General features: G+C 63.1%; 25 protein-coding genes and 3 pseudogenes. 20 read left to right on the forward strand and 8 right to left on the reverse strand.

Annotated elements, in window-relative coordinates; all coding sequences use genetic code 11:
* From QNO18_RS21045 to QNO18_RS21070, 5 genes and pseudogenes are all read left to right on the forward strand, one after another.
* A partial coding sequence (locus QNO18_RS21045; protein ID WP_283179475.1) for an ATP-binding cassette domain-containing protein occupies positions 1-504 on the forward strand: 504 nt, incomplete at its 5' end.
* Between the two features lie 99 nt (positions 505-603).
* Positions 604-1,129: pseudogene (locus QNO18_RS25810) on the forward strand (transporter substrate-binding domain-containing protein).
* Positions 1,120-1,344: a transporter substrate-binding domain-containing protein gene (locus QNO18_RS21060; RefSeq protein ID WP_283179477.1), complete on the forward strand. Its 225-nt coding sequence runs from the start codon at positions 1,120-1,122 to the stop codon at positions 1,342-1,344. The pseudogene QNO18_RS25810 and the gene QNO18_RS21060 overlap by 10 nt, the downstream one beginning before the upstream one ends.
* Positions 1,345-1,448: 104 nt before the next feature.
* A complete protein-coding gene (locus tag QNO18_RS21065; protein WP_283179478.1) occupies positions 1,449-1,604 on the forward strand; it encodes a hypothetical protein in 156 nt (51 codons plus the stop codon).
* The gene (locus tag QNO18_RS21070; protein ID WP_283179479.1) at positions 1,586-2,623 is read left to right on the forward strand and encodes an amidohydrolase; all 1,038 of its coding nucleotides are present in this window, start codon (positions 1,586-1,588) and stop codon (positions 2,621-2,623) included. Before QNO18_RS21065 ends, QNO18_RS21070 begins: the two co-directional genes overlap by 19 nt.
* An 89-nt stretch (positions 2,624-2,712) precedes the next feature.
* On the opposite strand, the gene QNO18_RS21075 is transcribed toward QNO18_RS21070, so the two are convergent.
* From QNO18_RS21075 to QNO18_RS21100, 6 genes and pseudogenes are all read right to left on the reverse strand, one after another.
* The gene (locus QNO18_RS21075) at positions 2,713-3,372 is read right to left on the reverse strand and encodes a glutathione S-transferase (RefSeq protein WP_283179480.1); all 660 of its coding nucleotides are present in this window, start codon (positions 3,370-3,372) and stop codon (positions 2,713-2,715) included.
* 14 nt (positions 3,373-3,386) lie between these two features.
* Complete coding sequence (locus QNO18_RS21080; protein ID WP_283179481.1) at positions 3,387-4,190, reverse strand: ABC transporter permease; 804 nt, start codon at positions 4,188-4,190, stop codon at positions 3,387-3,389.
* Positions 4,191-4,364: 174 nt separating this feature from the next.
* Complete coding sequence (locus QNO18_RS21085) at positions 4,365-5,066, reverse strand: ATP-binding cassette domain-containing protein (RefSeq protein ID WP_283179482.1); 702 nt, start codon at positions 5,064-5,066, stop codon at positions 4,365-4,367.
* 392 nt (positions 5,067-5,458) lie between these two features.
* A pseudogene (locus QNO18_RS21090) lies at positions 5,459-6,070 on the reverse strand (ATP-binding cassette domain-containing protein); the annotation flags it as partial.
* A complete protein-coding gene (locus QNO18_RS21095) occupies positions 5,997-7,253 on the reverse strand; it encodes a sugar ABC transporter substrate-binding protein (protein WP_283179483.1) in 1,257 nt (418 codons plus the stop codon). The gene QNO18_RS21095 and the pseudogene QNO18_RS21090, both read right to left, overlap by 74 nt.
* A 60-nt stretch (positions 7,254-7,313) precedes the next feature.
* Entirely contained in the window at positions 7,314-8,255 is a 942-nt protein-coding gene (locus QNO18_RS21100; protein WP_283179484.1) for a sulfurtransferase, read from the reverse strand.
* 264 nt (positions 8,256-8,519) lie between these two features.
* Between QNO18_RS21100 and QNO18_RS21105 the strand changes: the two genes are divergently transcribed.
* The 6 genes and pseudogenes from QNO18_RS21105 (at position 8,520) to QNO18_RS21130 (ending at position 13,563) form a co-directional block, all read left to right on the forward strand.
* Positions 8,520-8,972 carry an Rrf2 family transcriptional regulator gene (locus QNO18_RS21105; protein WP_283179485.1) on the forward strand — a complete coding sequence of 151 codons (453 nt, stop codon included), beginning with the start codon at positions 8,520-8,522 and terminating at the stop codon, positions 8,970-8,972.
* Positions 8,973-9,145: 173 nt separating this feature from the next.
* Positions 9,146-9,802, forward strand: a complete 657-nt coding sequence (locus QNO18_RS21110) for a GntR family transcriptional regulator (RefSeq protein ID WP_283179486.1) — start codon at positions 9,146-9,148, stop codon at positions 9,800-9,802.
* 17 nt (positions 9,803-9,819) lie between these two features.
* Positions 9,820-11,499 carry an ABC transporter substrate-binding protein gene (locus tag QNO18_RS21115; RefSeq protein WP_283179487.1) on the forward strand — a complete coding sequence of 560 codons (1,680 nt, stop codon included), beginning with the start codon at positions 9,820-9,822 and terminating at the stop codon, positions 11,497-11,499.
* Positions 11,474-11,677, forward strand: coding sequence for a hypothetical protein (locus QNO18_RS21120; RefSeq protein ID WP_283179488.1), 204 nt, complete (start codon positions 11,474-11,476; stop codon positions 11,675-11,677). Before QNO18_RS21115 ends, QNO18_RS21120 begins: the two co-directional genes overlap by 26 nt.
* Positions 11,678-11,759: 82 nt before the next feature.
* Positions 11,760-12,500: pseudogene (locus QNO18_RS21125) on the forward strand (succinylglutamate desuccinylase/aspartoacylase family protein); the annotation flags it as partial.
* 1 nt (position 12,501) lies between these two features.
* Positions 12,502-13,563, forward strand: coding sequence for a beta-eliminating lyase-related protein (locus QNO18_RS21130; protein ID WP_283179489.1), 1,062 nt, complete (start codon positions 12,502-12,504; stop codon positions 13,561-13,563).
* Here QNO18_RS21130 and QNO18_RS21135 read toward each other — a convergent pair.
* Positions 13,540-14,160 carry an AraC family transcriptional regulator gene (locus QNO18_RS21135; RefSeq protein ID WP_349293921.1) on the reverse strand — a complete coding sequence of 207 codons (621 nt, stop codon included), beginning with the start codon at positions 14,158-14,160 and terminating at the stop codon, positions 13,540-13,542. The genes QNO18_RS21130 and QNO18_RS21135 overlap by 24 nt on opposite strands.
* Complete coding sequence (locus QNO18_RS21140; RefSeq protein WP_283179491.1) at positions 14,157-14,396, reverse strand: hypothetical protein; 240 nt, start codon at positions 14,394-14,396, stop codon at positions 14,157-14,159. Before QNO18_RS21140 ends, QNO18_RS21135 begins: the two co-directional genes overlap by 4 nt.
* Before the next feature lie 146 nt (positions 14,397-14,542).
* Here QNO18_RS21140 and QNO18_RS21145 point away from each other — a divergent pair, with 146 nt between their 5' ends.
* The 9 genes from QNO18_RS21145 to QNO18_RS21185 all read left to right on the forward strand — a co-directional run bounded on the left by QNO18_RS21145 (position 14,543) and on the right by QNO18_RS21185 (position 21,261).
* Positions 14,543-15,304: a phytanoyl-CoA dioxygenase family protein gene (locus QNO18_RS21145; RefSeq protein WP_198838677.1), complete on the forward strand. Its 762-nt coding sequence runs from the start codon at positions 14,543-14,545 to the stop codon at positions 15,302-15,304.
* A 92-nt stretch (positions 15,305-15,396) separates the two neighbouring features.
* Positions 15,397-16,410 (forward strand): ABC transporter permease, encoded by a 1,014-nt coding sequence (locus QNO18_RS21150; protein ID WP_283179492.1) that lies wholly within the window; start codon positions 15,397-15,399, stop codon positions 16,408-16,410.
* A 66-nt stretch (positions 16,411-16,476) separates the two neighbouring features.
* A complete protein-coding gene (locus QNO18_RS21155; protein WP_283179493.1) occupies positions 16,477-17,442 on the forward strand; it encodes a substrate-binding domain-containing protein in 966 nt (321 codons plus the stop codon).
* 74 nt (positions 17,443-17,516) lie between these two features.
* Entirely contained in the window at positions 17,517-19,052 is a 1,536-nt protein-coding gene (locus QNO18_RS21160) for a sugar ABC transporter ATP-binding protein (protein ID WP_283179494.1), read from the forward strand.
* The gene (locus QNO18_RS21165) at positions 19,049-19,540 is read left to right on the forward strand and encodes a PfkB family carbohydrate kinase (protein ID WP_283179495.1); all 492 of its coding nucleotides are present in this window, start codon (positions 19,049-19,051) and stop codon (positions 19,538-19,540) included. The genes QNO18_RS21160 and QNO18_RS21165 overlap by 4 nt, the downstream gene beginning before the upstream one ends.
* A complete protein-coding gene (locus QNO18_RS21170) occupies positions 19,534-19,974 on the forward strand; it encodes a PfkB family carbohydrate kinase (protein ID WP_283179496.1) in 441 nt (146 codons plus the stop codon). The genes QNO18_RS21165 and QNO18_RS21170 overlap by 7 nt, the downstream gene beginning before the upstream one ends.
* Positions 19,971-20,432 carry a D-ribose pyranase gene (gene rbsD, locus QNO18_RS21175; RefSeq protein ID WP_283179497.1) on the forward strand — a complete coding sequence of 154 codons (462 nt, stop codon included), beginning with the start codon at positions 19,971-19,973 and terminating at the stop codon, positions 20,430-20,432. The genes QNO18_RS21170 and rbsD overlap by 4 nt, the downstream gene beginning before the upstream one ends.
* A complete protein-coding gene (locus QNO18_RS21180; RefSeq protein WP_283179498.1) occupies positions 20,432-20,611 on the forward strand; it encodes a hypothetical protein in 180 nt (59 codons plus the stop codon). Before rbsD ends, QNO18_RS21180 begins: the two co-directional genes overlap by 1 nt.
* Positions 20,587-21,261 (forward strand): 3-methyl-2-oxobutanoate hydroxymethyltransferase, encoded by a 675-nt coding sequence (locus QNO18_RS21185; protein ID WP_283179499.1) that lies wholly within the window; start codon positions 20,587-20,589, stop codon positions 21,259-21,261. Before QNO18_RS21180 ends, QNO18_RS21185 begins: the two co-directional genes overlap by 25 nt.
* The last annotated feature ends 632 nt before the right edge of the window (positions 21,262-21,893 follow it).

Below are 21,893 nucleotides of genomic sequence, written 5' to 3' on the forward strand. Positions count from 1 at the left end.
CGCGCCTTGCGCCGCAAGGTCGCCATCGTTTTTCAGGGCTATAATCTCTTTCCGCATCTGACGGTCGAGGACAATGTCGCGCTTGCGCCCGTGTCACCGGCAAGGCGAGCGGCCACCGAGGCGCTGAAGCTTGCCCATCGCTATCTCGAACGCGTCGGCTGGCCGACAAATTCGCGCCCATCGCGCGATCTGTCGGGCGGTCAGCAGCAACGCGTGGCCATCGCGCGCGCCCTTGCCGTGCAGCCCGAGATCCTGCTGCTTGATGAGGTGACGGCGGCGCTTGATCCCGAACTGGTGGGCGAGGTGCTCACGGTGCTGGGCGAACTGGCGGAACAGGGCCTGACCATGGTTCTTGTAACCCATGAGATCGCCTTTGCCCGCAGGGCTGCCAACCGCATTGCCTTCATGCATCAGGGGCGGTTGCACGAGGTCGGCCCGGCAGAGGCAACGATCAGTCAGCCACGGACCGGCGAGCTGCAGAAGTTTCTTTCGGCCGTCCGCTGACAACCAATAACAGGGAAGATGGAGACTAAGATGATCAGACAATTCAGCAGGGTCGCAGCCGGTGCCATGGTCAGTCTGGGCCTGGTCCTCGGGGCGGGAATGGCCGCGGCAGAGGATCTGCCGGCGATTCTGGAAAAGAAAAAGATCGTGATCGGCGTGCAGAATGACCTGCCGCCCTATAGCCAGATCGGCGATGCGAACCAGCCGATCGGGCTTGATATCGATGTAGCGGAAGAAATCGGCAAGCGCCTCGGGGTCGAGGTCGAGCTCGTGGTGCTGACCGGCGCCAACGTGTGCCCTATCTGATCTCGAACCGGGTTGACGCCGTGGTCGCAACCATTGGCATCACGCCCGAACGCCGCGAGGCCATTGGCTTCACCCGCCCTATCTGGTGTTCCGTACTGTCATGGTGGCACCGAAGGATCTTGATGTAACCAGCAATGAAACCATCGGCGACAGGGTTGTGGGCGTGACCCGCGGCACCATGATGGATCCGCTGATCACCAATGGTGCGCCCGCAGGCACCAATATCCAGCGCTTTGACGATGATGCGACGACCTCGGTCGCGCTTGTCACCGGCCAGGTCGACATGATCCCAACCGCGAGGCGATCGTCATGGAAGTGATCCGCCAGAACCCCGCGCGCAATCTTGAGATCAAATATGTCATGGCCAGCACCTATGCCGGCATCGGCGTGAACAAGGACAATACCGCGCTGGTGGAAAAGCTGGACGAGGTGATCACCGCGATGGAGGCCGATGGCAGCCTTGGCGCGATCTATCTGAAATGGATCGGCAATGAGATGCCAGACCTGCCCAAATCGCTTGATGAGCTGAACTAAGCCGGAAACGGCCGCTTGCGGCGCGCCAGCGCGCCCTCGCCCTGTCGCAGTTGCGGTGCCGCAGCTCTGGCGGGGCAGTTGTTTTCCTGCCGGAGACCTCACCGATGACCTTTGCCTTGCTCACCTCCTTTGCCGATGGCGCTGCCGAAATGCGCAGCTGGCTGCGCGCGCTGCATCAGATGCCGGAGCTTGGCTATGAGAGCATAAAAGCGCGGCTTTTGTGGCGGCGCGGCTTGCCGAGATGGGGCTTGAGCCCGTGACCGGCGTGGGCGGCACCGGAGTTGTCGCGGTGCTGAAGGGCCAGGGGCTGGCGCCTCCGATCGGATTGCGGGCCGATATGGATGCGCTGCCGATTGAGGAAGCCAGCGGCCTTGACTGGGCCTCGCGCGTGCCGGGCGTCATGCATGCCTGCGGCCATGACGGCCATATGGCGATGCTGCTGGGCGCGGCCCGTTATCTGACCGACCGCCATCTGAGCAAGGCCCCGCCGCCCGGCGATGTTGTCTTCATCTTTCAGCCCGCCGAGGAAACCGGCGCCGGCGCGGCCGCAATGATCCGCGACGGGCTGTTTGACCGGTTTGATATCCCGGCGACTTACGGGCTGCACAACTGGCCGGGGCTGGAATTTGGCCGCTTTCTCGCCTGTGACGGCGCGCAGATGGCCGCCGTCGATCGTTTTGACATCACCCTGACCGGCACGGGATGCCATGCCGCCATGCCGCATCTGGGGTGCGATGCCCTGCTGGGGGCAAGTCAGCTGCATCAGCTCTTGCAGGCGATCGTGGCGCGCAATGCTGATCCGCTGGACAGCGCGGTGGTCTCGGTCACCCAGATCCATGGCGGCGAGGCCTATAATGTGCTGCCGGAAACCGTGGTGATGCGTGGCTGCACCCGCAGTCTCAGCGCCGGAATGCGTGATCTGATCGAGACGAGGATGCGGGGCATCAGCGCCGGTCTGGCCGCAAGCCTCGATCTGAAGATCACGCTAGATTATCATCGCGGCTATCCCGTCACCCAAAACAGCGCAAAGGAAGCCGGTCTGGCGCGCGAGACCGCGCTCCGCGTGCTTGGGCCCGCTTCTGTCGATCCCGCGCCGAAGCCCTCGCTTGCCTCTGAGGATTTCGCTTATTTCCTGGAGAAACGCCCGGGCTGCTACGGCTTTCTCGGGGCAGGCCCCGGGGCAGCACTGCACAGCCCGCGCTACCGCTTCAACGAAGACCTTTTGCCGGTCGGCGCGGCCTGGTGGGTGGGTCTGGCGCAGCGGGTGGCGCTGACCTGACCCACCGGTCGCGAGTTCGGTGCCGGGGCAGTGTGAGACCTCGGCCGCCCCATGGCCAGGCAGATCATGGGGCGCGTTTTCGGCGGTTGTTACACACGTTCCTTGCGGCGATACTGCGGATCATCCAGCCCGATCACCGTGATGAAGCCCGGCAGGGCGCGAATTCTGTTGATCCAGGCCCGGATCGCCGGATATGGCTCCAGCGGGATATCCCCCATCGGGGCCAGCGCGACATAGGGAAAGACCGAGATATCGGCAATGGTGGGGCGGCCCAGCACAAGCCAGTCCTGCCCGGTCAGCGCGGTCTCGAGGATCTCAAGCGATTTCAGCCCCCGGACGCGGGCCTCCCTCAGCGTGACATCCTCCTGCTGGAAGCCGACGCCGTTATAGGTGCCTTTGAACGAGACGATGGCGCGGGCGGTAAAGACACCATACTGGATCCAGCTGGCCGAGAAGGCGAGCCAGTCGATGATCCCGGCCTGCTCACCCGTATCTCTGCCGCCCCAGCCTTCGGGCGCATAGGTGCCGGCAAGCCAGGTCAGGATCGCGGCAGAATCGCGGAAGGTGCGGTCGCCATCGACCAGAACCGGCACCTCGCCCCGCGGATTGATCGCGAGGAAGGCCGGGCCGTGATGTTCGTCCCCTGGCAGATCGACCTCATATTCCTCAAGCGTGATCCCGGCGAGCGCCGCGAAAAGCCGCACCTTGTAGCTGTTGCCGGATTCGAAATTTGTATAGAGCTTCGGCATATTGGCCTCCCGTTTCATTTGATGGTCAGGCCGCGTTGCGAGGCCATGGTGAAGATCGCGGCGAGCACGATGACCGCGCCTTTGATCATGGTCTGGGCGAAGTCCTGAACGCCCATCTGGTTCAGCCCATTGACCAGAACGGTGATGATCAGGACGCCGAGAAAGGTGCGCCCGACCCCGCCGACGCCCCCCGAAAGCGCGGTGCCGCCGACCACAATCGCGGCGAGGGAATCAAGCAGGGCCGTCGAGCCAAGCGAGGGCCCGCTGGAGCCCAGCTGCGACGAGATCAGCAGCCCCGCCAGCGCCGCCGTCACCCCCGAGGTGACAAAGGCCAGGATCTTCACCCGCCTGAGCGCGATCCCGGACAGCCGCACCACCCGCTCATTGCCGCCGATCGCATAGATATAAAGACCGAACCGTGTCCGGTTGGTGATCAGGGCCACCAGGGCCAGCGCGATCAGCCCGATCACTGCCGAATTCTGCACACCCGGAATCCATTGCCCGATGGAAAGCGACAGCACACCCGGCGCGTCGAAATAGATCGAGCGCCCGCCGATCACCGTCAGCCCCAGCCCGGCAAAGAAGGAAAGCGTGCCAAGCGTGGCGATAAACGAGGGCACTTTGCCGAAGGTGAAGATCAGCCCGTTCACCAGCCCCGCCAGCGCGCCGACAAGGATCACGACCAGGATGATGAGGATCGGCGCAGTGACCCCGAAATTCACCACCCGGGACAGGATCGCCGCCGTCAGCAGGATGATCGAGCCGACCGAGAGGTCGATGCTGCCCATAAGAATGACCAGCGTCGCACCAAGCGCCACCAGCAAAAGGATCCGGCCTGCCCGCTCATGATCAGGAGATTGGCCGGGCTGAGAAAGGAGTCCGCCCGCAGCGCGAAGAAAAGGATCAGCGCCGCCAGCACAGCAACCGGCAAGAGATCCCCCGGCCGCAGCTGCCTCAGCCAAAGGCGGGCAGGCTGCAGGGTAAGACTATGGTCAGACATGGAGTTTTCCTGAAACACTGGCCAGCGCCGCCAGCGGTGCTGGCGGGGTCGCTGACGGAATTGCGGTTGGGGACAGACCCGCCGGGATCATATCGGCGACGATATCGGCCTCGGCAGGTTTCGCCTGCGGCGGCGCGGCGATGTCGCGGGTGATCCTGCCTTCGACCATCACGAGGATCCGGTCCGAGAGGCCGATCAGCTCGGGCAGGTCATCACTGACGATCAATACGGCAATGCCCGCCGCCGCCGCCTCGCGAATGGTGCGGTAGATCGCCTCGCGCGCGCCGCTGTCGACGCCCTGGGTCGGGTTTTCCAGCACCAGAACCTGCGGCGCCCGTTCGAGCCATTTTGCCAGCAGGACCTTTTGCTGATTGCCGCCCGACAGCGCCGAAACCGGGCTGTCGATGCCTTCGGGCGCCTTCACCTCCAGCGCCTGGAAACGGCGTTCTGCGGCCGCGCGGGCTGTTGCCTGCCGCCAGACCCCCAGCCTCGTTGCGAAAAGATCGCGTAGCGACGGCAGCTGGAAATTCGCGATCAGGCTGGCGCCGGTGATCAGCCCCTCGGCCTGACGGTCGCCCGGAACAAAGGCGATCCCGGCGCTGACAGCCGCATCGCTGCCGGCCCCGATCCGCCTGCCATTGACCCGGATCTCGCCCTCATCGGGTTCAAGGTCACCGCCCAGCACCTGGGCCACCCGCCGTTTCCCCGATCCGTCCGTCCCGGCGATGCCGACGACTTCCCCGGCCTGATGCTGAAGCCAAGCGGCCCGACCCCCGATGCCAGCCGCAGACCATCCACCTCCAGCCGGGCGGCCCGGGCAAGGCCGCCGTTTTGCAGATCGCCGAGATAATAATTCGCGCCGCGCTCGCGCCCGACCATCAGCCGGTGCAGGTCAGGCTCTGTCAGGCCCTGAACCGGCTGATCCGTCACCAGATCGCCGTCTTTCAGCACCACGACCCGGTCGCAGCTGCGCAGAACCTCGCCCAGACGATGCGAGACGAAGACCACCCCTGCCCGGCCGCGCAGCCGGTCCAGCAGATGCAGGAAATTCTCTTCATGGCTCTGGTCAAGCGCGGTGGTCGGCTCATCGAAGAGGATCACCGGATCGGGAATATCCAGCCGGTCCGCCAGCGCCACAGCCCGCGCGATATCGAGGCTCTGACGCAGGCCGGGGGGCAGATCGCCCACCCGTTTCGTCACCGGGACAGAGGCCAGATTGCCCGAGGCCAGCACCTCGCGCGCGGCCTCTTCCATGGCGCGCCTGTCGAGAAGGCCCACCGCATTGCGAAACAGGCTTTCCCAGCCGAACCAGAGGTTCTGCGCCACCGTCAGAGTGCCGATCAGCGCCGGATCCTGGAAGACACGGAAGATGCCGCGCTGATTGGCCTCGCGATAGCTGCGCGGCACGATGGGTTTCCCATTCCTGCGGATCTCTCCGGCGTCTTTGGTCACCACGCCGGAGAGGATATTGAGAAGCGTGCTTTTCCCCGCACCATTCTCGCCGAGAAGGCCGATGATCTCACCGCGCCTGAGGGAAAGTGACACATTGGTCAGCACCCTGTGGCCGTCATAGCTTTTGGCGATGCCGGTCAGCTCCAGCAAAGGGGATGCGGGGGCCATCGGCTCAGCCCGCCAGCGGCGATTTGTCGAGCAGCTTGATCTTGTAGTGATCTTTGAACTGCTGGACGATCCGCTCATAAGAGCCGTCTTCGCGGCCCTTCACATAGGCCTCGGGATAGCTATAGCCCTCCGGCTTCGGCTGATTGATCCATTGCTCATCGATGTCGCTCGGGATCAGTTCATATTGCGGATCCCAGTCCTCGGGGCTTTTCACCCGCGAGATTTTGGTCGCATCGAAATGGGTCTCGACCGGCGCGTCGATGTAACGCTCGATATAGGCATCGATATTGTCTTTGGTCAGGATCTCGGCGCGGAAGGTCAGGGCGCGTTCCAGGGGCTCGGGCGTCCAGCCGTTCAGCCGGTCAAAGAGGTTCGCGGCCAGTGTATAGCCGATAAAGGACGGATTATTCGCAGCCGAGGCCAGCTGCGTGCCGTCTTTGATCCGGCGCGCGCCATCCAGCGTGCCATTGGTGCCGACAACCAGGATATCCTTGCCCGGAACCTTGCCGATCGCCCGGATCGCCGCAATCACGCCGGTCGCGGTATCGTCATTCTGCGCGATGATGCCACGGGTATCGGGGAAGCGCGACAGGAGCGCCGCCGCCGCCTTCTGCGATTGCTCCGGCGTCCAGTCGCCGGGCAGCTCACCGGCAAAGGTGATGCCGGGATATTCGGCGATGACCTTATCGGCGCCTGCACTGCGCACCACATCCGAGCTGTCATTCAGCAACCCGCCGACACGCACGATGGTGCCTTCACCGCCAAGCGCCTCGATCAGGACGCGGGTGACCTGGCCCAGGCCCTCGAATTCATTGGGCTGGATATGCAGGCTGTAATATTCGCTGGCATCCCAGGGCGTGAACCAGGGCGCATTGCCCCAGACATGGCTGAGCCAGACCTTGTTCTCTTCCGCCACCCGCGCAAGACCCCGGATCGAGCCGCCATCGACTGCTTCCAGGGCGATGCCGCCAAAGCCGCGCCCGATCTGCTGGTTCAGCCCATTCACCTGGATCGACGGATCAGACTGGCCGTCAAAGCTCTCGCCTTCGATGCCGAGCTGTTTCGCGGCGGCGTTGAAAGCCTCGGCGATCTGCACCGAAAGCGTTGCGGCATAGCTGAAAGGGGTGAAGCCGATGCGCTGTGCCGTCTGGGCGCGCAACGGGCCGGCACCAAGGGCCGGCAGCAGCGCCGCTGCGGCCCCTGCCTGCAAAAGCGCACGTCTGGAAAGCCCACTGACAGTGGGTCGAGTAACTCTGGTCATCATTCTACCTTTGGTTTGATGGTTTTCGGGAAAGGGGCTTCAGGAGCAGGCCCCCTTTTTTTATGTGATGGCCCGGGCCCAGGCGCCGGTCTCAAGCGGCAGATCAGGATCCGCCGTCCATTCGGTCAGCGATCCGTCATAGACCGCCACATCGTCCCGTCCGAGCGTGGCCAGGGCCAGCGCTTCGACCGAGGCGGCAATGCCACTGCCGCAATAGGTGATGGTGCGCTTTGACGGGTCCAGCGCGCCGACCCGGCTGAAATGCGCCCTGAGTTCGTCGGGAGATTTCAGCTTTCCGGTCGCCGCGTCGAAAATGTCCTCATACCAGACATTGCGGCTGTTCGGGATATGGCCGGGGCGTGAAAAGGTGGTGCGCCCGCCCGCATGGGTGACCGGATCAACCGTGTTCAGCAGCAGGATATCATCGCGCGTGATCGCTTCACGCACCTGGGCCTTGTCGGCGATCAGCTCGGGGCGGCGGCGGGCGGTGAACTGTGCGGGTGGATAGTGGGTTTCGCCCGCTTCAACCGGCCGCCCCTCGCGCCGCCATTGCGCAAGGCCTCCATCAAGCACCGCCACATTGTCAAAGCCTTCAAGCCGCAGCTGCCACCAGAGCCGCCCCGCCCAATGCTGATAGAACGCGTCCGGGTTACGGGTCGGATCGAACTGGTCATAGACCACCACGATACTGTCATTCCCGACGCCAAGCGCGCCGATCCGCTCGGCAAATGTCGCAGATGGCAAAACGGTGAAGGCATGTTTCGCCTGCTGATCGGTAAGCTCCAGCAAGAGATCGGCAAAAGCGGCGCCGCTGATATGCTCTTCGATATAGGCATCGCGCCCTGAGGACAGGGTGTAATAGCCGTCCTGGCCATCTTCGGGGAAGGCGAGAACCGTGGTCGCGTCGAAGATCCTGAGAGAGGGCTCACCGAGCCTGGCCTCGAGCCAATCGCCATCAACAAGGGGGGAATCGTTGCCATTTTCGCTCCTTTTGTCCGGCACCGGGGTTTCAAACCGGCCTGATCCGGACTGCTGCGGGCAAAGTCTCCTTCATAACAATACTTGTCAACAAGGTGGATAAAGATTGGAACAAGCCATGTTTCTTCCATGCCCGTTTTGGAAAATTTCATTCAGAAACATGGTCAGAAACAGAAAGCCTGTTAAGCTTTACATCACCAGGTCACTGTGGAATCATGGGGTGATCCGGTCGCAATTCCCGCGCAGGATCCAATATAACTGATCTTATGATGAAGGGCGTTTCGGCCGATGCATATCTCCGCGAGGACCGATTACGCTTTGCGTGCGATGATCGAACTGGCCGCTCATGGCGAGGAGCCGCTGAAATGCGAAACCATCGCCCGGGCGCAGGCAATGCCGCTGAACTTCCTCGTCAATATCCTCAATGAGCTGAAGCGGGCCGGGCTGGTGCACAGCCAGCGCGGCACCGAGGGCGGCTACTGGCTGGCCCGTCCGGCGCGCACGATCTCGGTCGGCGAAATCATCCGTGCTATCGAGGGTGAGATTGCCCTGGTGCGCGGCACGCCGCCGCAATCGGTGGATTACAATGAACGCAGCCGCCCGCTGCAGGATGTCTGGATCGCCTTTCGCGCCGCGATCCGTGAGGTTCTGGATGAAACCAGCCTTGCAAATCTGGCCGACGGAAACCTGCCTGACGTGGTGCGCCGCCTCAGCGATGGGCCGCATCGCTGGCAATCCTGAACATTTGCGTCCCTGCATATCGGCGTCGGCAAAGCGCAGGGTTCTGATGTCTGGCAGCTTGCCCTGAGATCAGGCGCTGCGGCCTGAACGGCCGCAAAAAACTTCCTCCCGCCGAAATCTGTGTTGCTGATTGCTAACAATCATCTATCTTTCAGGGAATCGGGGGGTCTTTCATGCTGTTCGAGAAAGTAAGTCTTACGGACCGGGCGATTTCGCACCTGCGCAACATGATTGTCGCGGGTGAGCTGGTGGCCGGACAGCGCCTGACCGAACAGGAAATCGCGAATGCCCTCCAGGTTGCGCGCGGCACGGTCCGGGCAGCTTTCGCGGCTCTGGAAACCGAAAACCTGCTCGTCCGGCGCCCCTATGCCGGCTGGTCGGTGAAAGAGATCAACCCTGAAGTTCTGCGCGAAAGCTATCAGCTTCGCGGCGCATTGGAGGAACTGGCCGTCCGGTTGCTGGCCGGTTCCATGGATCACGACAAGCGCGACAGGCTGACCGAACTCGGCCAGCGGCTCAGATCGGCAGAGATGTCCGGGGTCGCCGAGGATCGGGTCAAGGCCGATCTCGGGTTTCACAGTGGCATCGTAGGGCTTTGCGGGAACGGGCTTCTCAAGCGGCAATATGAGGCGATCTCGGGCCATACCGAATGGCTCTATCGCTGGTCAGAGCTGAACTGGCCATCCCGGATCAATCTGATCGAATGGCATCAGCCGATGATCGACGCGATCCTCGCCGGCGATGCCGGGGCCGCAGTCAAAGCGGCGCAGGAGCATACAGACCGCAGCCTCAGCGACGATGAACGCGATCTGCACAATCAAAACAAATGACAACAGGGACATATCAGATGACATCTTTCCCTCTCACCGGCACACGCTCTGGCCTCAACCGGCGCGGCTTCCTTGCGGCAGGATCTGCGCTTGGTCTCTTGCTGCCGCTTGGCATGGCGCGCGCGGAAAGCGCGGCGCCGGTCAAGGGCGGTGTATTCAATCTGGGGATGGCCGGGGGCAGCACCGACAACTCGCTCGACCCGCGCGCCTTTACCCAGCAGGTGCAGCGGGTGATCGGGGTTGCGGTCTGCAACCAGCTGGTCGAAGTGCTGCCCGATGGCACGCTGGCGCCCGAACTTGCCGAAAGCTGGGACAGCTCCGACGCCATCACCTGGGTCCTGAAGATCCGCAGCGGTGTCACCTTCCACAATGGCAAGACACTTGATGCCGCTGACGTGGTCTATTCGGTCAATCTGCATCGCGGTGAAGACACGACCTCGGGCGCGAAATCCCTGTTCAATACGATCAGCGACATTCAGGTGACCGCGCCGGATGAGGTGACGGTAGTGCTTGACAGCGCCAATGCTGAATTCATGCGCGTCTTCGCCGATTATCACGCAATGATCGTGCCCGATGGCTTCACCGACTGGCCGAACCTGACCGGCAGCGGCGGCTATCGGCTGGTCAGTTTTGACCCCGGCGTGCGGGCGGTGCTGGAACGCAACCCGGATTATTGGAAATCTGATCGCGCCCATGTCGATCAGGTGGTGATCCATGTGATCAATGACGGCACCTCGCGGCTCGCGGCGTTGCAAAGCGGCATGCTTGACGTGATAAATCAGGTCGACCGCAAGGTCGTGCCCTTCATCCGCAACAACCCGAAGCTGGAACTGGTGCGCTCGCCCGGTGCGGTCCACTGGACCTTTATCTGCGCCGCAGACAAAGAACCGACCAGCAACAATCATATCCGCCAGGCGCTGATGTATGGCTGCGACCGCCAGGCGATGCTGGATCTGGTGATGGGCGGGCTGGGCTCGCTGGGGAATGATCACCCGATCTCGCCCGACAACCCCTATTACAATGCCGACCTGCCGCAGCGCCTGTTCGACCCGGAACGCGCGCAATTCCACCTCAAGGCCGCCGGGATGGAAGATTTCAGCATCGACCTCTATACGTCCGAGGCGGCGCTGCCGGAGGCAATTGACCTTTCGATGGTCTATGCCGCCAAGGCCGGGCCGGCGGGCCTGAAGATAAATGTGCAACGCCGCCCGGCGGATGGCTACTGGACCGACGCCTGGATGAAGCAGCCCTTCGCGGTGTCCAGCTGGCTGAACCGCCCGATCGACCAGACCTTCTCGCTGATCTATGGCACCGGATCGTCCTGGAATGAAAGCTACTGGTCGCATGAGCGCTTTGATGCGCTGCTGGCCGAGGCAAGGCCGCGCTCGACTTTGACCGCCGCAAAGAGATCTATGGCGAGATGCAGGCGATCCTGCACAATGAGGGGCCAAGCGCGATCCCGGTCTTTGCCGATTTCCTCGATGCGAAATCGGTGCGGGTCAAAGGGTTCGAGCCAAGCAATGTCGCAGACCTCTCGGGCGACCGCATCATCGAACGGATCTGGCTGGAAGGCTGACCGCCGCTCCAGGGGCTCCCCGGGTGCAACACGTGCCGCCCGGGCCATTCCGGTGACCGGAAACCCGGTCACCGTCCTCATAACCGGAGAACTGCATGTCCCTCACCTCCGTCTGGTGTGAGCCGGACCTGAGCGCCCAGGGGCGCCAGGTCGGCTGGATCCGTGTCGAGCATTCTGTCCATCGTTCCGCCTATGGCACAATCGCTATTCCTTTTGCGGTTTTCGCCAATGGCGAGGGGCCGACGATCCTTCTGATGGCGGGCTCGCATGGGGATGAATATGAGGGCAGCTGGCTCTGACGCGGCTGATCCGCAGCCTTGATGTCAGCCGAATCAGGGGCCGGATCCTCGTTCTGCCGGCGGCAAATCTGCCGCTGTTGTCGCGGGCCAGCGCACCTCTCCGCTTGATGGTGGCAATCTCAACCGCAGCTTTGCGGATCACTATACCGACACCCCAACCGGGCAGATCGCGGCGTTCATCGCCGAAGAGCTGCTGCCGCTATGTGACGCGATGCTGGATCTGCATTCGGGGGGCAGTTCGCTGCGCCATCTTTCCTGTTCCTATGCCGATCTGGGCTGTGATGCCGTGATCGCGGCGAGGACTTTCGCCGCGCTTGAGGCGATGAATGCGCCGCTGTCCTGGGCGCAGGCGGGGATCCCTGCCGCGCCGGTCGCCGGACGGGCGGCTTTGCGCAAAGGGGTCATGCATCTCTCGGGCGAATTTGGCGGCGGCGGGGCGCTGAATGCCGCTGATCTGAATGTGGCCGAGCGCTGTATCTACCGCCTCCTCGACCATCTCGGCATCCTGGAAATGGCTGCGGAATGGCGGGCGGAAATCGCAACCCGCTTCGTCTTCAACACGCAGGCCCATTTCACCTATGCCCCCGGGGAAGGCGTGTTCGAGCCCTGGCAGAGCCCGGCGATGTGGTGGAAAAGGGTCAGCCTGCCGGCTGGATCCACCGGCCGGAACACCCGGAAGACGTCCCGATCCCCTTGCATTTCACCAGCGACGGGATCGTCGCGGTGGTGCGTGCGATGGGGCGCTGCCTGCCTGGCGACTGCCTGTTCCAGTTGCTGGAGGAGACACCGCGCGCGGCGGTCCTTGCGGGGATCAATGCGCTGAAATGATTGATTTCCGGTCTGATAACAGCTGCCCGCCATCTCCGGAGCTGCTCGATGCCCTCGCGCCCGTGCTGCGCCAGGGTCATTCGCCCTATGCCGCGGATGAGATCACGAAAAGGGTCGAAGGCCGCTTTTGTGAGATCTTTGACCGCGATCTGCGCTTTTTCCCGTTGTTTTCCGGGACTGCGGCGAATGCGCTGGCGCTGACACAGCTCGCGCCGCGTTTTGCCGAAGTGATCTGCCATCGCGACTCCCATATCAATCTCGACGAATGCGGCGCGGTTGAATTCCAGTCGGGGGCCCGACTGCTGCCCGTTGGGGCGCGCGACGGCAGGATCTCGCCCGACGATCTGCCCCCCCTTCATGACAGCCAGGATCCGCACCGGATGCGACCGGCTGTGCTGTCGCTCAGCCAGTGCACGGAAATGGGCACCGCCTACCGCGCCGCCGACATCCGGGCGCTGACCGGGCCGGCACGGGCGGCCGGGCTGGGCGTCCATATGGATGGCACCCGCTTTGCCAATGCGCTGGCGACAACCGGCAGTACACCGGCGGATCTGAGCTGGCGCGCCGGCGTCGATATCCTCTGCCTCGGCGCGACCAAAAGCGGTGCGCCCGGGGCCGAAGCGGTTCTGATCTTTAACCCCGATCAGGCCGCCGGATTTGACCGGCTGATGAAACGCGCCGGGCATCTGGCATCGCGGCTCTGGTTCCTTTCGGCCCAGATCGAAGCCTGGCTGGAAAATGACCTCTGGCTGCGGCTGGCCGCGCATAGCAACGCCATGGCGAGCCAGCTTGCCGGTCTTATGCGGGCCGCAGGTCACAGCCCGCTTTATCCGGTCGAAGCGAATATGCTGTTTTTTGCCGCCAGTGCCGGGCAGAGCGAAGCGCTGAACCAGGCCGGTTTCGCGCATTATCTCATTGCCCGGTCAGACGGGCAGACCGCGATCCGGCTGGTCACCTCCCATGCCACAAGCGGTGCGGATATCGAACGGCTGGCGGCGGTGCTGCCCGGCATCCTCGGGCAAAGTGACAAGGTCTCACAAACCGCCGCCGCCATCTGACTGACGCCAGGCGGTCGGTGACAGACCGACCACCCGGCGAAATTCACGGCTGAAATGATAGATGTCGCTGAAGCCGCAGGCCTCAGCGACCGCCGAGACCGTGACCCCCTGGCGCAGCAGCAGATCCTGAGCGCGCTGGATCCGCTGCCGCCGGAGCCAGTCTCGCGGTGTCGTCTGCAGATGCGCGCTGAACAGCCGGCGCAGCTGTGCTGCGCTCATCCGGGCTGTTACGACCATGTCTTCCGCCGTCCAGCGCAGCTCGGGGCGGGCACCCATCGCGGCGATCAGGCGCATCAGCGCGGGCGGCAGGCGGTCGCTTTCAAGCGCCAGTCTTTCGGCATTCAGCAGGGACCAGAGTTCGCCGATCTGCCGGTTTATCAGCAGATCCTGGTTCGTGCCCCGCTCGCGCATCAGATCAAAGAGGCGGGAAAACCAGTCGGCGACCGCCGCCCCGCGCGCAATCGGGATCCGCCCCGCGGGGCCGAACAGCAGGCGCATCATTTCTGTCGCCTCGGCCCCGGTGATGCGCAGCCAGTACAGCACCCAGGGATTCTGTCGGTCGGCGAAATGGCCATGCGGCTGATCGCCCGCAATCACTGCGCAGGTCGAGGGCCGATCCGGCGCAGCTCCTCGCCGATGCGGATCGTGCCCTGCCCTTCCCGGCAATACAGCAGATCGAAACCCGGCGAGGACATCCGGCTGATCGCATAATCCGGCCCACAGATCACATGGCCCGCCCGGGCAACACGGGTGACTGCGCCGTCCCAGCGGGGATCGGGCAGCGTATGCAGGTTTTCGACAAAAACCGTTCGTTTTTCGCGGAGCGCAATCATGCGCGTTTTGTACAAATAATTGATCTGAGAGTCCATTTTAGAATGGCGCCCGACAGGTCATAACCGCCACAGGAGGGGCCGCTGCAGCCATGGCGCGCGGTCCGGAGGATCGGATTTCATTTCGAAGACAGAGGGAGGGCCGGGTCATGCTCATGCCGACCAGGGACCAGCAGAACCGCTATGCGGAAGATGGCTTCTATATCGTCAAAGGGCTGCTTTCAGCCGAAGAAGTCACCAATTTCCGGGACCACGCCCGCAAGCAGCTTGAAGAAGAGGCCCGCGAAGGCAGTGTCATGGCCAAGGGTGATCGCGATGGCAAAAGCACGCTTCTGAAGATGTGGAACACCGCTGGCGATGACAAATACGGGCTTCTGGCCCGTGACCAGCGCATGGTGCTGCAGGCTGAAGCGCTGCTGGGCGAAGAAAGCTATCTCTACAGCCACAAAATGACGATGAAGCAGCCCCGCGAGGGCGGCGCCTGGGAATGGCACCAGGATTTCGGCTATTGGTACAACAATGGCTGTCTGCGCCCCGATATGCTGTCGATCTACATCTCGCTGGACAAGGCGACGAAAGAAAACGGCTGCCTTCAGGTGCTGAGCGGCACGCATAAGCTCGGCCGTCTGGATCACGTCCGCGAAGACGGTCAGACCAATGTGGCGCGCACCCATCTCGAAGCCGCCATCGAGCGTTACGAGCATCTTTATGTCGAGATGGAAGCCGGCGACGCGCTGGTGTTCCACGGCAATCTGCTGCACCGCTCGGATGCGAACAACAGCGACACCTATCGCTGGGGTTACATTTGCTCTTATAACGCCGTCTCGAATGCGCCCTTCGCCCGTCTGCGTGAATACGGCAATTACGAAGAGATGAAGCCGGTTCCTGCCGGCAGCTTCATGGCTGCCTGACTTCGGTTCTCCTGAGCCATTATGGCCCGCGACGGCGGGCCATTCGCCATCCCAGAAAGGCCCTGATTGCGGCCATCCCGGAAAGGAAACTGGTGACAGGATCTCTGGCACAGCCTGCCGCAAAAGCGGCAAAAAAGCGGTTCCTGCGGTTCGGCGGGCGCGAAACCGGCGTCGCGCTGGCCCTTTTGGTCATGTGTATTGCACTGACGCTGCTGAATGACCGCTTTCTCACGACCAACAATCTGCTGAATATCGGGCGTCAGGTCTCGCTTCTGGGGATCATGGCGGTCGGCATGACCTTCGTGCTCGCCTCGGGCGAAGTCGACCTCTCCGTGGGGTCGATTTATGCGTTTTGCGGTCTGGTGACCGGCATGGTGATCGTCGCCGCCTACGGGCTTTTCGCGGCCCTCGTGCTGGGCATCCTGGCCGGGATTGTGATCGGCATCATCAACGGGCTTTTGTCGACCTATGGGCGGCTGCCCTCGCTGATCGCGACGCTTGGCATGTTGTCGATGGTGCGCGGCGCAGCACTGATCCTGACGGATGGCCGCCCGGTGACCGTCAACGCCAAAAACGGCGCCGCGCCGGATGTGCTGGCGCAGTTCACCTTCCTTGGTCAGGGCTCGGTTGGCGGCATCCCGATGCAGCTTGTATTCTTTGCCCTGATCGCGCTGGCGGGCTGGTTCCTGCTGGCGCGGACCTCGTTCGGCTTTCGCGTGCTGGCGGTGGGCGGATCGACCAAGGCGGCACGCGTCTCCGGGATCTCGGTCGAGCACGTCAAGATCGCAGCCTTTGCGCTGATGGGTGGCCTCGCGGCCTTTGCCGGTATCCTGTCGATCGCCTTCCTGCCCTCGGGCCAGGCAGGGCGCACCGGACTGGGGCTGGAGCTGGACGTGATCGCGGCAACAATTGTCGGCGGCACCTCGCTTGCGGGCGGTGAAGGCACCATCATCGGCACCATCCTTGGTGTGCTGATTATCGGCGTCTTACGCAACGGGCTGGTGCTGACCGGGGTTTCGCCATTCGCCCAGGAATTCCTGATCGGCCTCGTCATCGTCGTCGCGGTTGCCATCGACAAATGGACCATCCGGGAACGCCGGATCTGAATGACCCCGACAGGGGCGATCATGCGGGAGGGCATGATCGAAAACAACAAAGAGGGAGGAACTCAGATGAAGAAACTGCTTGGAACCGCACTGGTCGCGGGGCTTGCCTGGCCGATGCTGGCCGGAGCTGACCCGATCCATGTCAAGGATTTCGCCCTTGCGCCGCGGATCGCGGCAAAGGTGGCTGCGGGCGAAGAGCTGAACATCTTTGTCTCGTATCACGATGTCTCGAATGAATTCGCGCCGAAGATCCGCGCAGGCGTCGAGCGCGGCGATGCGCTGGACAAGGTCAAAGCGAAATTCATCGGTCCGGTTGGCGCAGGTGCCGATGGCCAGATCAACGAGATCGAGGCGCTGCTGGACACGATGGACGGGCTGGCAATTTCCTCGGTCTCGACCGATGCGCTGGCACCGATCATCGACCGCGTGGTCGAGGCGGGCATCCCGGTCATCACCTATAATACCGACAATCCCGACAGCAAACGCATCGCATTCGCCGGCCAGGATCTGATCCAGTCGGGCCGCGAAGCCGGCAAGCTGATGTGTGAGGTTCATCCCGAGGGCAAGCTGCTGATCCTGACGCTGGACGCGGCCGCGCAATGGTCGCTCGACCGCGAAAGCGGCGCGCGCGAGGCGATGGCAGCAAATTGCCCCGGGGCCGAGGTGGTGCAGACCGTCAATACCGGCACCGATCCGCAGGAAATGTATGCCGCGATTGAAAACGCGATGCTTGGAAACCCGGAAATCTCGGGGCTTCTGAGCCTTGAATGCTGCACCACTCCGGCAGCCGGTTCCTGGGTGGATCGCAATGGCCGCGCGGGCGAGGTCAAGATCGTCGGTTTCGACCTGCTCGACCAGACGGTTGAGTTCGTCGAGAATGGGGTGATCCAGGCGACCATCGACCAGGCTCCGGAAGCCCAGGGCTTTGCTGCCGTTGATCTGCTGGCGAAGTTTCTCAACGGCGAGACCATTGACGATCTCGACACCGGCGTCGGCATCTTCACCTCTGCAAATATCGCAGACGTGAACTGATCAAAGCGTCCCGGGCTCGTCAGGGCCCGGGACGTTTCCCGGACAGTTTCTGAACAGATCGGCACGGAATGCAGATGGATACGTCTCCTGTCGTCAGTTTTCAGCGGATCGGCAAATCTTTCCCCGGTGTGCGCGCGCTCTCGAATGTGTCGCTGTCGCTGAACCCGGGCGAGATTCACGCCGTGATCGGTGAGAATGGCGCGGGAAAATCGACGCTTATGAATATTCTCGCGGGCGTTCTGGCGCCAAGCGAGGGCACGCTTATGCTGGATGGCAAGCCGCTGCGGCTGGCCTCGCCGCTGGACGCGCGGCGCCGCGGGATCGCCGTGGTGTTCCAGGAACTGTCTTTGTGCCGCAATCTCTCGGTCGGCGAGAATGTGATGCTGCCGGCGCTGGCAGAGATCCCGTCCTGGCAGCTGATCCGGCGGGCGCGCGCCCAGGGACAATCGCGCGATATCCTCGCCCGGCTCGGCATGGATATCGACCCCGCGACACCTTTGCGCGATCTGTCGGTGGCGCAGATGCAGCTGGTCGAGATCGCCCGCGCGCTGGCCCGCAAGGTGCGGGTTCTGGTGCTGGATGAGCCAAATTCGGCGCTCTCGCCGCATGAATCCGAACACCTGTTCAACATCATGCGCCAGCTGCGCGCGGATGGCGTGGCGATTGTCTATATCTCGCATCACCTGAACGAGGTTCTGGCGCTGTCTGACCGGATCAGCGTCATGCGTGATGGCGAACTGGTCGAAAGCATCACCGATCTGACCGGTATCGAAGTGCCGCATCTGGTGGCCGCGATGGTCGGGCGCGATCTGGGGGATGCCGCGCCTTACGGGCTGACCCATCCGCCGCGCGACACGGCGCCTGTTCTGTCCCTGCGCGACTTCCGGGTGCCGGGCGAAATCAATGGCATCTCGCTTGATCTGCGCCCCGGCGAGATCCTCGGGATCGGCGGCCTGCCCGGCAGCGGCAAGGATATCCTGGCCGAGGCGATTTTCGGCCTCTGTCCGCGTTCCGGCACCGTAACCATTGCCGGCCAGACCCTGCCGGCGCAAAGGCCGATGACTGCCATTCAGACCGGAATTGCACTGATCCCGGCGGATCGCCGCAATGGCGGCGCGCTTTTGTCGATGTCGGTGGCGCAGAATGTGGTGTCCTCGACGCTCGACCGCCATTCGAAGATCGGCGTTTTGCTGAATGCGCTGATCGGGCAAACCGCCGGTCAGCAGATCCGCGCCTTTGATGCGCGCGTATCCGGGCCGGGACAGGTGATGGGCACGCTTTCGGGCGGCAATCAGCAAAAGATCATTCTGTCGCGCGGGATTGTCTCAGAGCCGAAGGTTCTGATCCTGCATGAACCGACCCGCGGCATCGATGTCGGCGCGAAAGCCGAGATCTACGCGATCCTCAAGCGCCTCGCCGAAGAGGGGCTGGCGGTTCTGATGATCTCATCGGAACTGCCGGAGCTGGTGCTGCACGCGAACCGCGTTGTGATGATGGCGCATGGCCAGGTCTCGCGCGATTTCACCGGAGCAGAGATTTCCGAACAAAATCTGATGATGGCGGCAAGTGTGCAGCCCGCGCATCTGTCCGAAGTGGAGGGGGCAGCATGAAGAAACCGGTTATAACCGTTGTCGGCAGTTTTGCGGTTGGGATGACGATCAGAACCCCCACCCTGCCGATATTTGGTCAGACAATTCTCGGGTCCGATTTCGATATGGGCCCTGGGGGCAAAGGGTCGAACCAGGCGGTTGCCACGGCGCGGCTTGGGGCGGATTCCGCGCTGGTCGCCTGTGTGGGGAATGACGCGCTGGCAAAGATTGCCACCGATATGTACCGCGCCGAAGGGGTGAACGCCCGCCATGTGACCGAGTTGCCAGACCGCGCGACCGGGGTGGGGTTCATCATTCTGAACACCGAGGGCAACAACTTCATCATCCTCGATATGGGCGCGAATAACGCGATGGATGCGGCCCAGGTCGACAAATCCGCCGACCGGCTCGCCATGTCGGATGTGGTGATGACGGTGCTGGAAATCCCCGATGCCGCCGCCTCGCGCGCGATGGAACTGGGCAGGGCCTCGGGGCGCGAACGGTGCTGAACCCGGCCCCGGCCCGCGCGCTGCACCCTTCGATCTTCAAACATGTCGATGTGCTGATCCCGAATGAAAGCGAACTGCGGATCCTTCTGGGCCTGAAACCTGACGACCCGAGCCCTTCGCGCGACCTCGCGATCCGTCTGCGCCGTCTGGGCGTTGGCACCGTGGTGGTGACGCTTGGCCGCGAGGGCGTTCTGATCCTCTCGGACGAGCATGACCTGCATATTCGCGCCCCGGAAGTCGCGGTGGTCGATACCACAGGCGCGGGCGATGCCTTCTGTTCGGGCTTTGCCGTGGCGCTGGCCGAGGGGAAATCCATCCCCGAGGCCGCGCGCTATGGCACGCTTTGCGGCTCCTGGGCCTGCACGAAACTCGGCGTGGTGCCATCCCTTGGGCGGCGCCATGAAATCGAAGCCTTTGCGAAGGAAATCCAATGAAACGCGGTCGCATTCTGAACGCTGAACTGAACCATGCCATTGCCTCGATGGGGCATGGCGATCTGATGATCGTCTGTGACGCAGGCTTCCCGATCCCCGACTCGACCTGGCGCGTCGATCTCGCGATCGAGAAAGACCTGCCGGATCTGGGCCAGGTGCTGTCGCTGATCGCTTCGGATTTCGTGGCTGAGAAAGTCGGCTATGCTGACAACCTGCCAACGAACAACCCGGTCTTGCTGGATAAAGTGAAGACACTCTTCCCCGATGCCGATCACGAGATGACCACCCATGCCAATATTCTGGGTGCGATGGCGGCGCAGGCCAAGGTGATTGTGCGTACCGGGGCTTTTGATCCCTGGGGCAATATCCTGCTGTGGTCAGGTGTAGATGTGCCGAAATGGTTCGACAAGCCGGGCGTGATCGCACCGCCGGAATATGCGCGGAAGCTGAAAGCCTGATGCCGAAGATCTTTGACTGGGCCGCGCAACCGGCCGAGCGCATGGTGACCGTCGGCTCGCTCCGGGCGGGGAAAGGCACCCCCGCCCGCCACGCCCAGGTCACCGCCGATACCGCAGAAGAGGCCGCAGCCGCCGAGGCCGCCGGATCGAGATGGTGGTCTGCCGTGCTGCCAATGTGACAACCGTCCGACGCGGATCGAAACGGGTCTTTGTGACGGCGGCGCTTGGTTTCGCTGAAGCCATCACCGAAGATGAGATCCTGCGCACCGCCTTTCGCGCCCTGACCGATGGCGCCGATGCGGTCATCACCGCGCGCCGCCTTTCGGTCGTCAGCCTGCTGGCGGCGGAAGATATCCCCGTCATGGGCCATCTGGGATTCGTGCCCCGGAAAAGCACCTGGACCGGCCGCACCCGCGGCGTCGGGCGCGAGCCTGGCGAGGCAGAAGAGCTCTGGCATCGCTTCCGCCGTCTCGAAGAGGCCGGAGCCTTCGCGGTCGAGGCCGAATTGGTCGCAGCACCTTTGCTTTCGGCCATCACCCGCAAATCGGGGCTGGTCACCGTCTCGCTCGGCTCAGGCCCGGGCGGTGATGTGGCGTTCCTGTTCTCCTCGGACATCATTGGCGACAGCCCGCGCCTGCCACGCCATGCCCGCTCCTGGGGGGATGTGGCCAGCCTGCGTCAGCAGATCGTCATCGAACGACAAAGGGCGCTTACGGCCTTTCGCAGCGAGGTCGCCGGCGGCAGCTATCCGTCGCCCGGCGAGCTGATCCACCCCGAGAGCGACCCGGAGCTCGACGCGCTGCTCGACCGGCTCAGCAGTGCCCGCTGATCTGCCGGCCGCGCGAAAGGGCAGACGCCCGCACTGGGCGAGACCCGACAACCTGACTTCGGGCTTCGGTCACCTGGCGACCGAAGCCGGCGCCCGTCGCCTTCTGGTCAGGTGAGGGTCCCTGCCCTCATACACCTGCCGCGTTGCAGTCCTGGGTGTCGCGCAAACTCAGCAAGCCGGCACTGTCGCCTGTCTGCCGCTGCAAGCCAATTTGCGCAACGCTTCAACGCGGTGACAAAGCGCAGGGCCCAAGGCGTTTTCTGTTCCTCACCTCGCATAGTCGCGCGGCAGACCGGATCCGGCATCCATCAGCGGATGGATCCAGAGCGGCTGCACCATATTTCGGTCAATCCAACCCCTGGCGCTACTGGGCGGCCGGGGTTGAACCAGGGCGGGGCTTGCACTGTTCCACCGACACAGATAGCCCGCAGAGCAAGAAAAGGGAGGCCGATTTCGATATCTGCTGGCGCCTCACACGCTCTGCTCCAAACGCCCGACCAACTACGCTCCCCGGCTGATCCACCTTCACAACAGGAATTGCGATGGCAAGGATGGGGACAGCAGGGGTGACCCGATCACGTGAAGCGTTTCGGCCCAGTCCCCAACACCCCCATGCTCGCCTGCACTGATCA

Origin of the sequence: Gemmobacter sp. 24YEA27, from assembly GCF_030052995.1 — a bacterium.
Classification (GTDB): domain Bacteria; phylum Pseudomonadota; class Alphaproteobacteria; order Rhodobacterales; family Rhodobacteraceae; genus Pseudogemmobacter.

What these genes read in the sequence shown, in the direction of transcription:
- QNO18_RS21060 (WP_283179477.1), top strand. Translation starts at nt 1,120, where the DNA reads ATGGAAGTGATCCGCCAGAACCCCGCGCGCAATCTTGAGATCAAATAT.
- QNO18_RS21180 (WP_283179498.1), top strand. Translation starts at nt 20,432, where the DNA reads ATGCCGAAGATCTTTGACTGGGCCGCGCAACCGGCCGAGCGCATGGTG.
- QNO18_RS21145 (WP_198838677.1), top strand. Translation starts at nt 14,543, where the DNA reads ATGCTCATGCCGACCAGGGACCAGCAGAACCGCTATGCGGAAGATGGC.
- rbsD (WP_283179497.1), top strand. Translation starts at nt 19,971, where the DNA reads ATGAAACGCGGTCGCATTCTGAACGCTGAACTGAACCATGCCATTGCC.
- QNO18_RS21070 (WP_283179479.1), top strand. Translation starts at nt 1,586, where the DNA reads ATGGGGCTTGAGCCCGTGACCGGCGTGGGCGGCACCGGAGTTGTCGCG.
- QNO18_RS21120 (WP_283179488.1), top strand. Translation starts at nt 11,474, where the DNA reads ATGTCCCTCACCTCCGTCTGGTGTGAGCCGGACCTGAGCGCCCAGGGG.
- QNO18_RS21110 (WP_283179486.1), top strand. Translation starts at nt 9,146, where the DNA reads ATGCTGTTCGAGAAAGTAAGTCTTACGGACCGGGCGATTTCGCACCTG.
- QNO18_RS21105 (WP_283179485.1), top strand. Translation starts at nt 8,520, where the DNA reads ATGCATATCTCCGCGAGGACCGATTACGCTTTGCGTGCGATGATCGAA.
- QNO18_RS21155 (WP_283179493.1), top strand. Translation starts at nt 16,477, where the DNA reads ATGAAGAAACTGCTTGGAACCGCACTGGTCGCGGGGCTTGCCTGGCCG.
- QNO18_RS21160 (WP_283179494.1), top strand. Translation starts at nt 17,517, where the DNA reads ATGGATACGTCTCCTGTCGTCAGTTTTCAGCGGATCGGCAAATCTTTC.
- QNO18_RS21130 (WP_283179489.1), top strand. Translation starts at nt 12,502, where the DNA reads ATGATTGATTTCCGGTCTGATAACAGCTGCCCGCCATCTCCGGAGCTG.
- QNO18_RS21075 (WP_283179480.1), bottom strand. Translation starts at nt 3,372, where the DNA reads ATGCCGAAGCTCTATACAAATTTCGAATCCGGCAACAGCTACAAGGTG.
- QNO18_RS21115 (WP_283179487.1), top strand. Translation starts at nt 9,820, where the DNA reads ATGACATCTTTCCCTCTCACCGGCACACGCTCTGGCCTCAACCGGCGC.
- QNO18_RS21140 (WP_283179491.1), bottom strand. Translation starts at nt 14,396, where the DNA reads ATGATTGCGCTCCGCGAAAAACGAACGGTTTTTGTCGAAAACCTGCAT.
- QNO18_RS21165 (WP_283179495.1), top strand. Translation starts at nt 19,049, where the DNA reads ATGAAGAAACCGGTTATAACCGTTGTCGGCAGTTTTGCGGTTGGGATG.
- QNO18_RS21095 (WP_283179483.1), bottom strand. Translation starts at nt 7,253, where the DNA reads ATGACCAGAGTTACTCGACCCACTGTCAGTGGGCTTTCCAGACGTGCG.
- QNO18_RS21065 (WP_283179478.1), top strand. Translation starts at nt 1,449, where the DNA reads ATGACCTTTGCCTTGCTCACCTCCTTTGCCGATGGCGCTGCCGAAATG.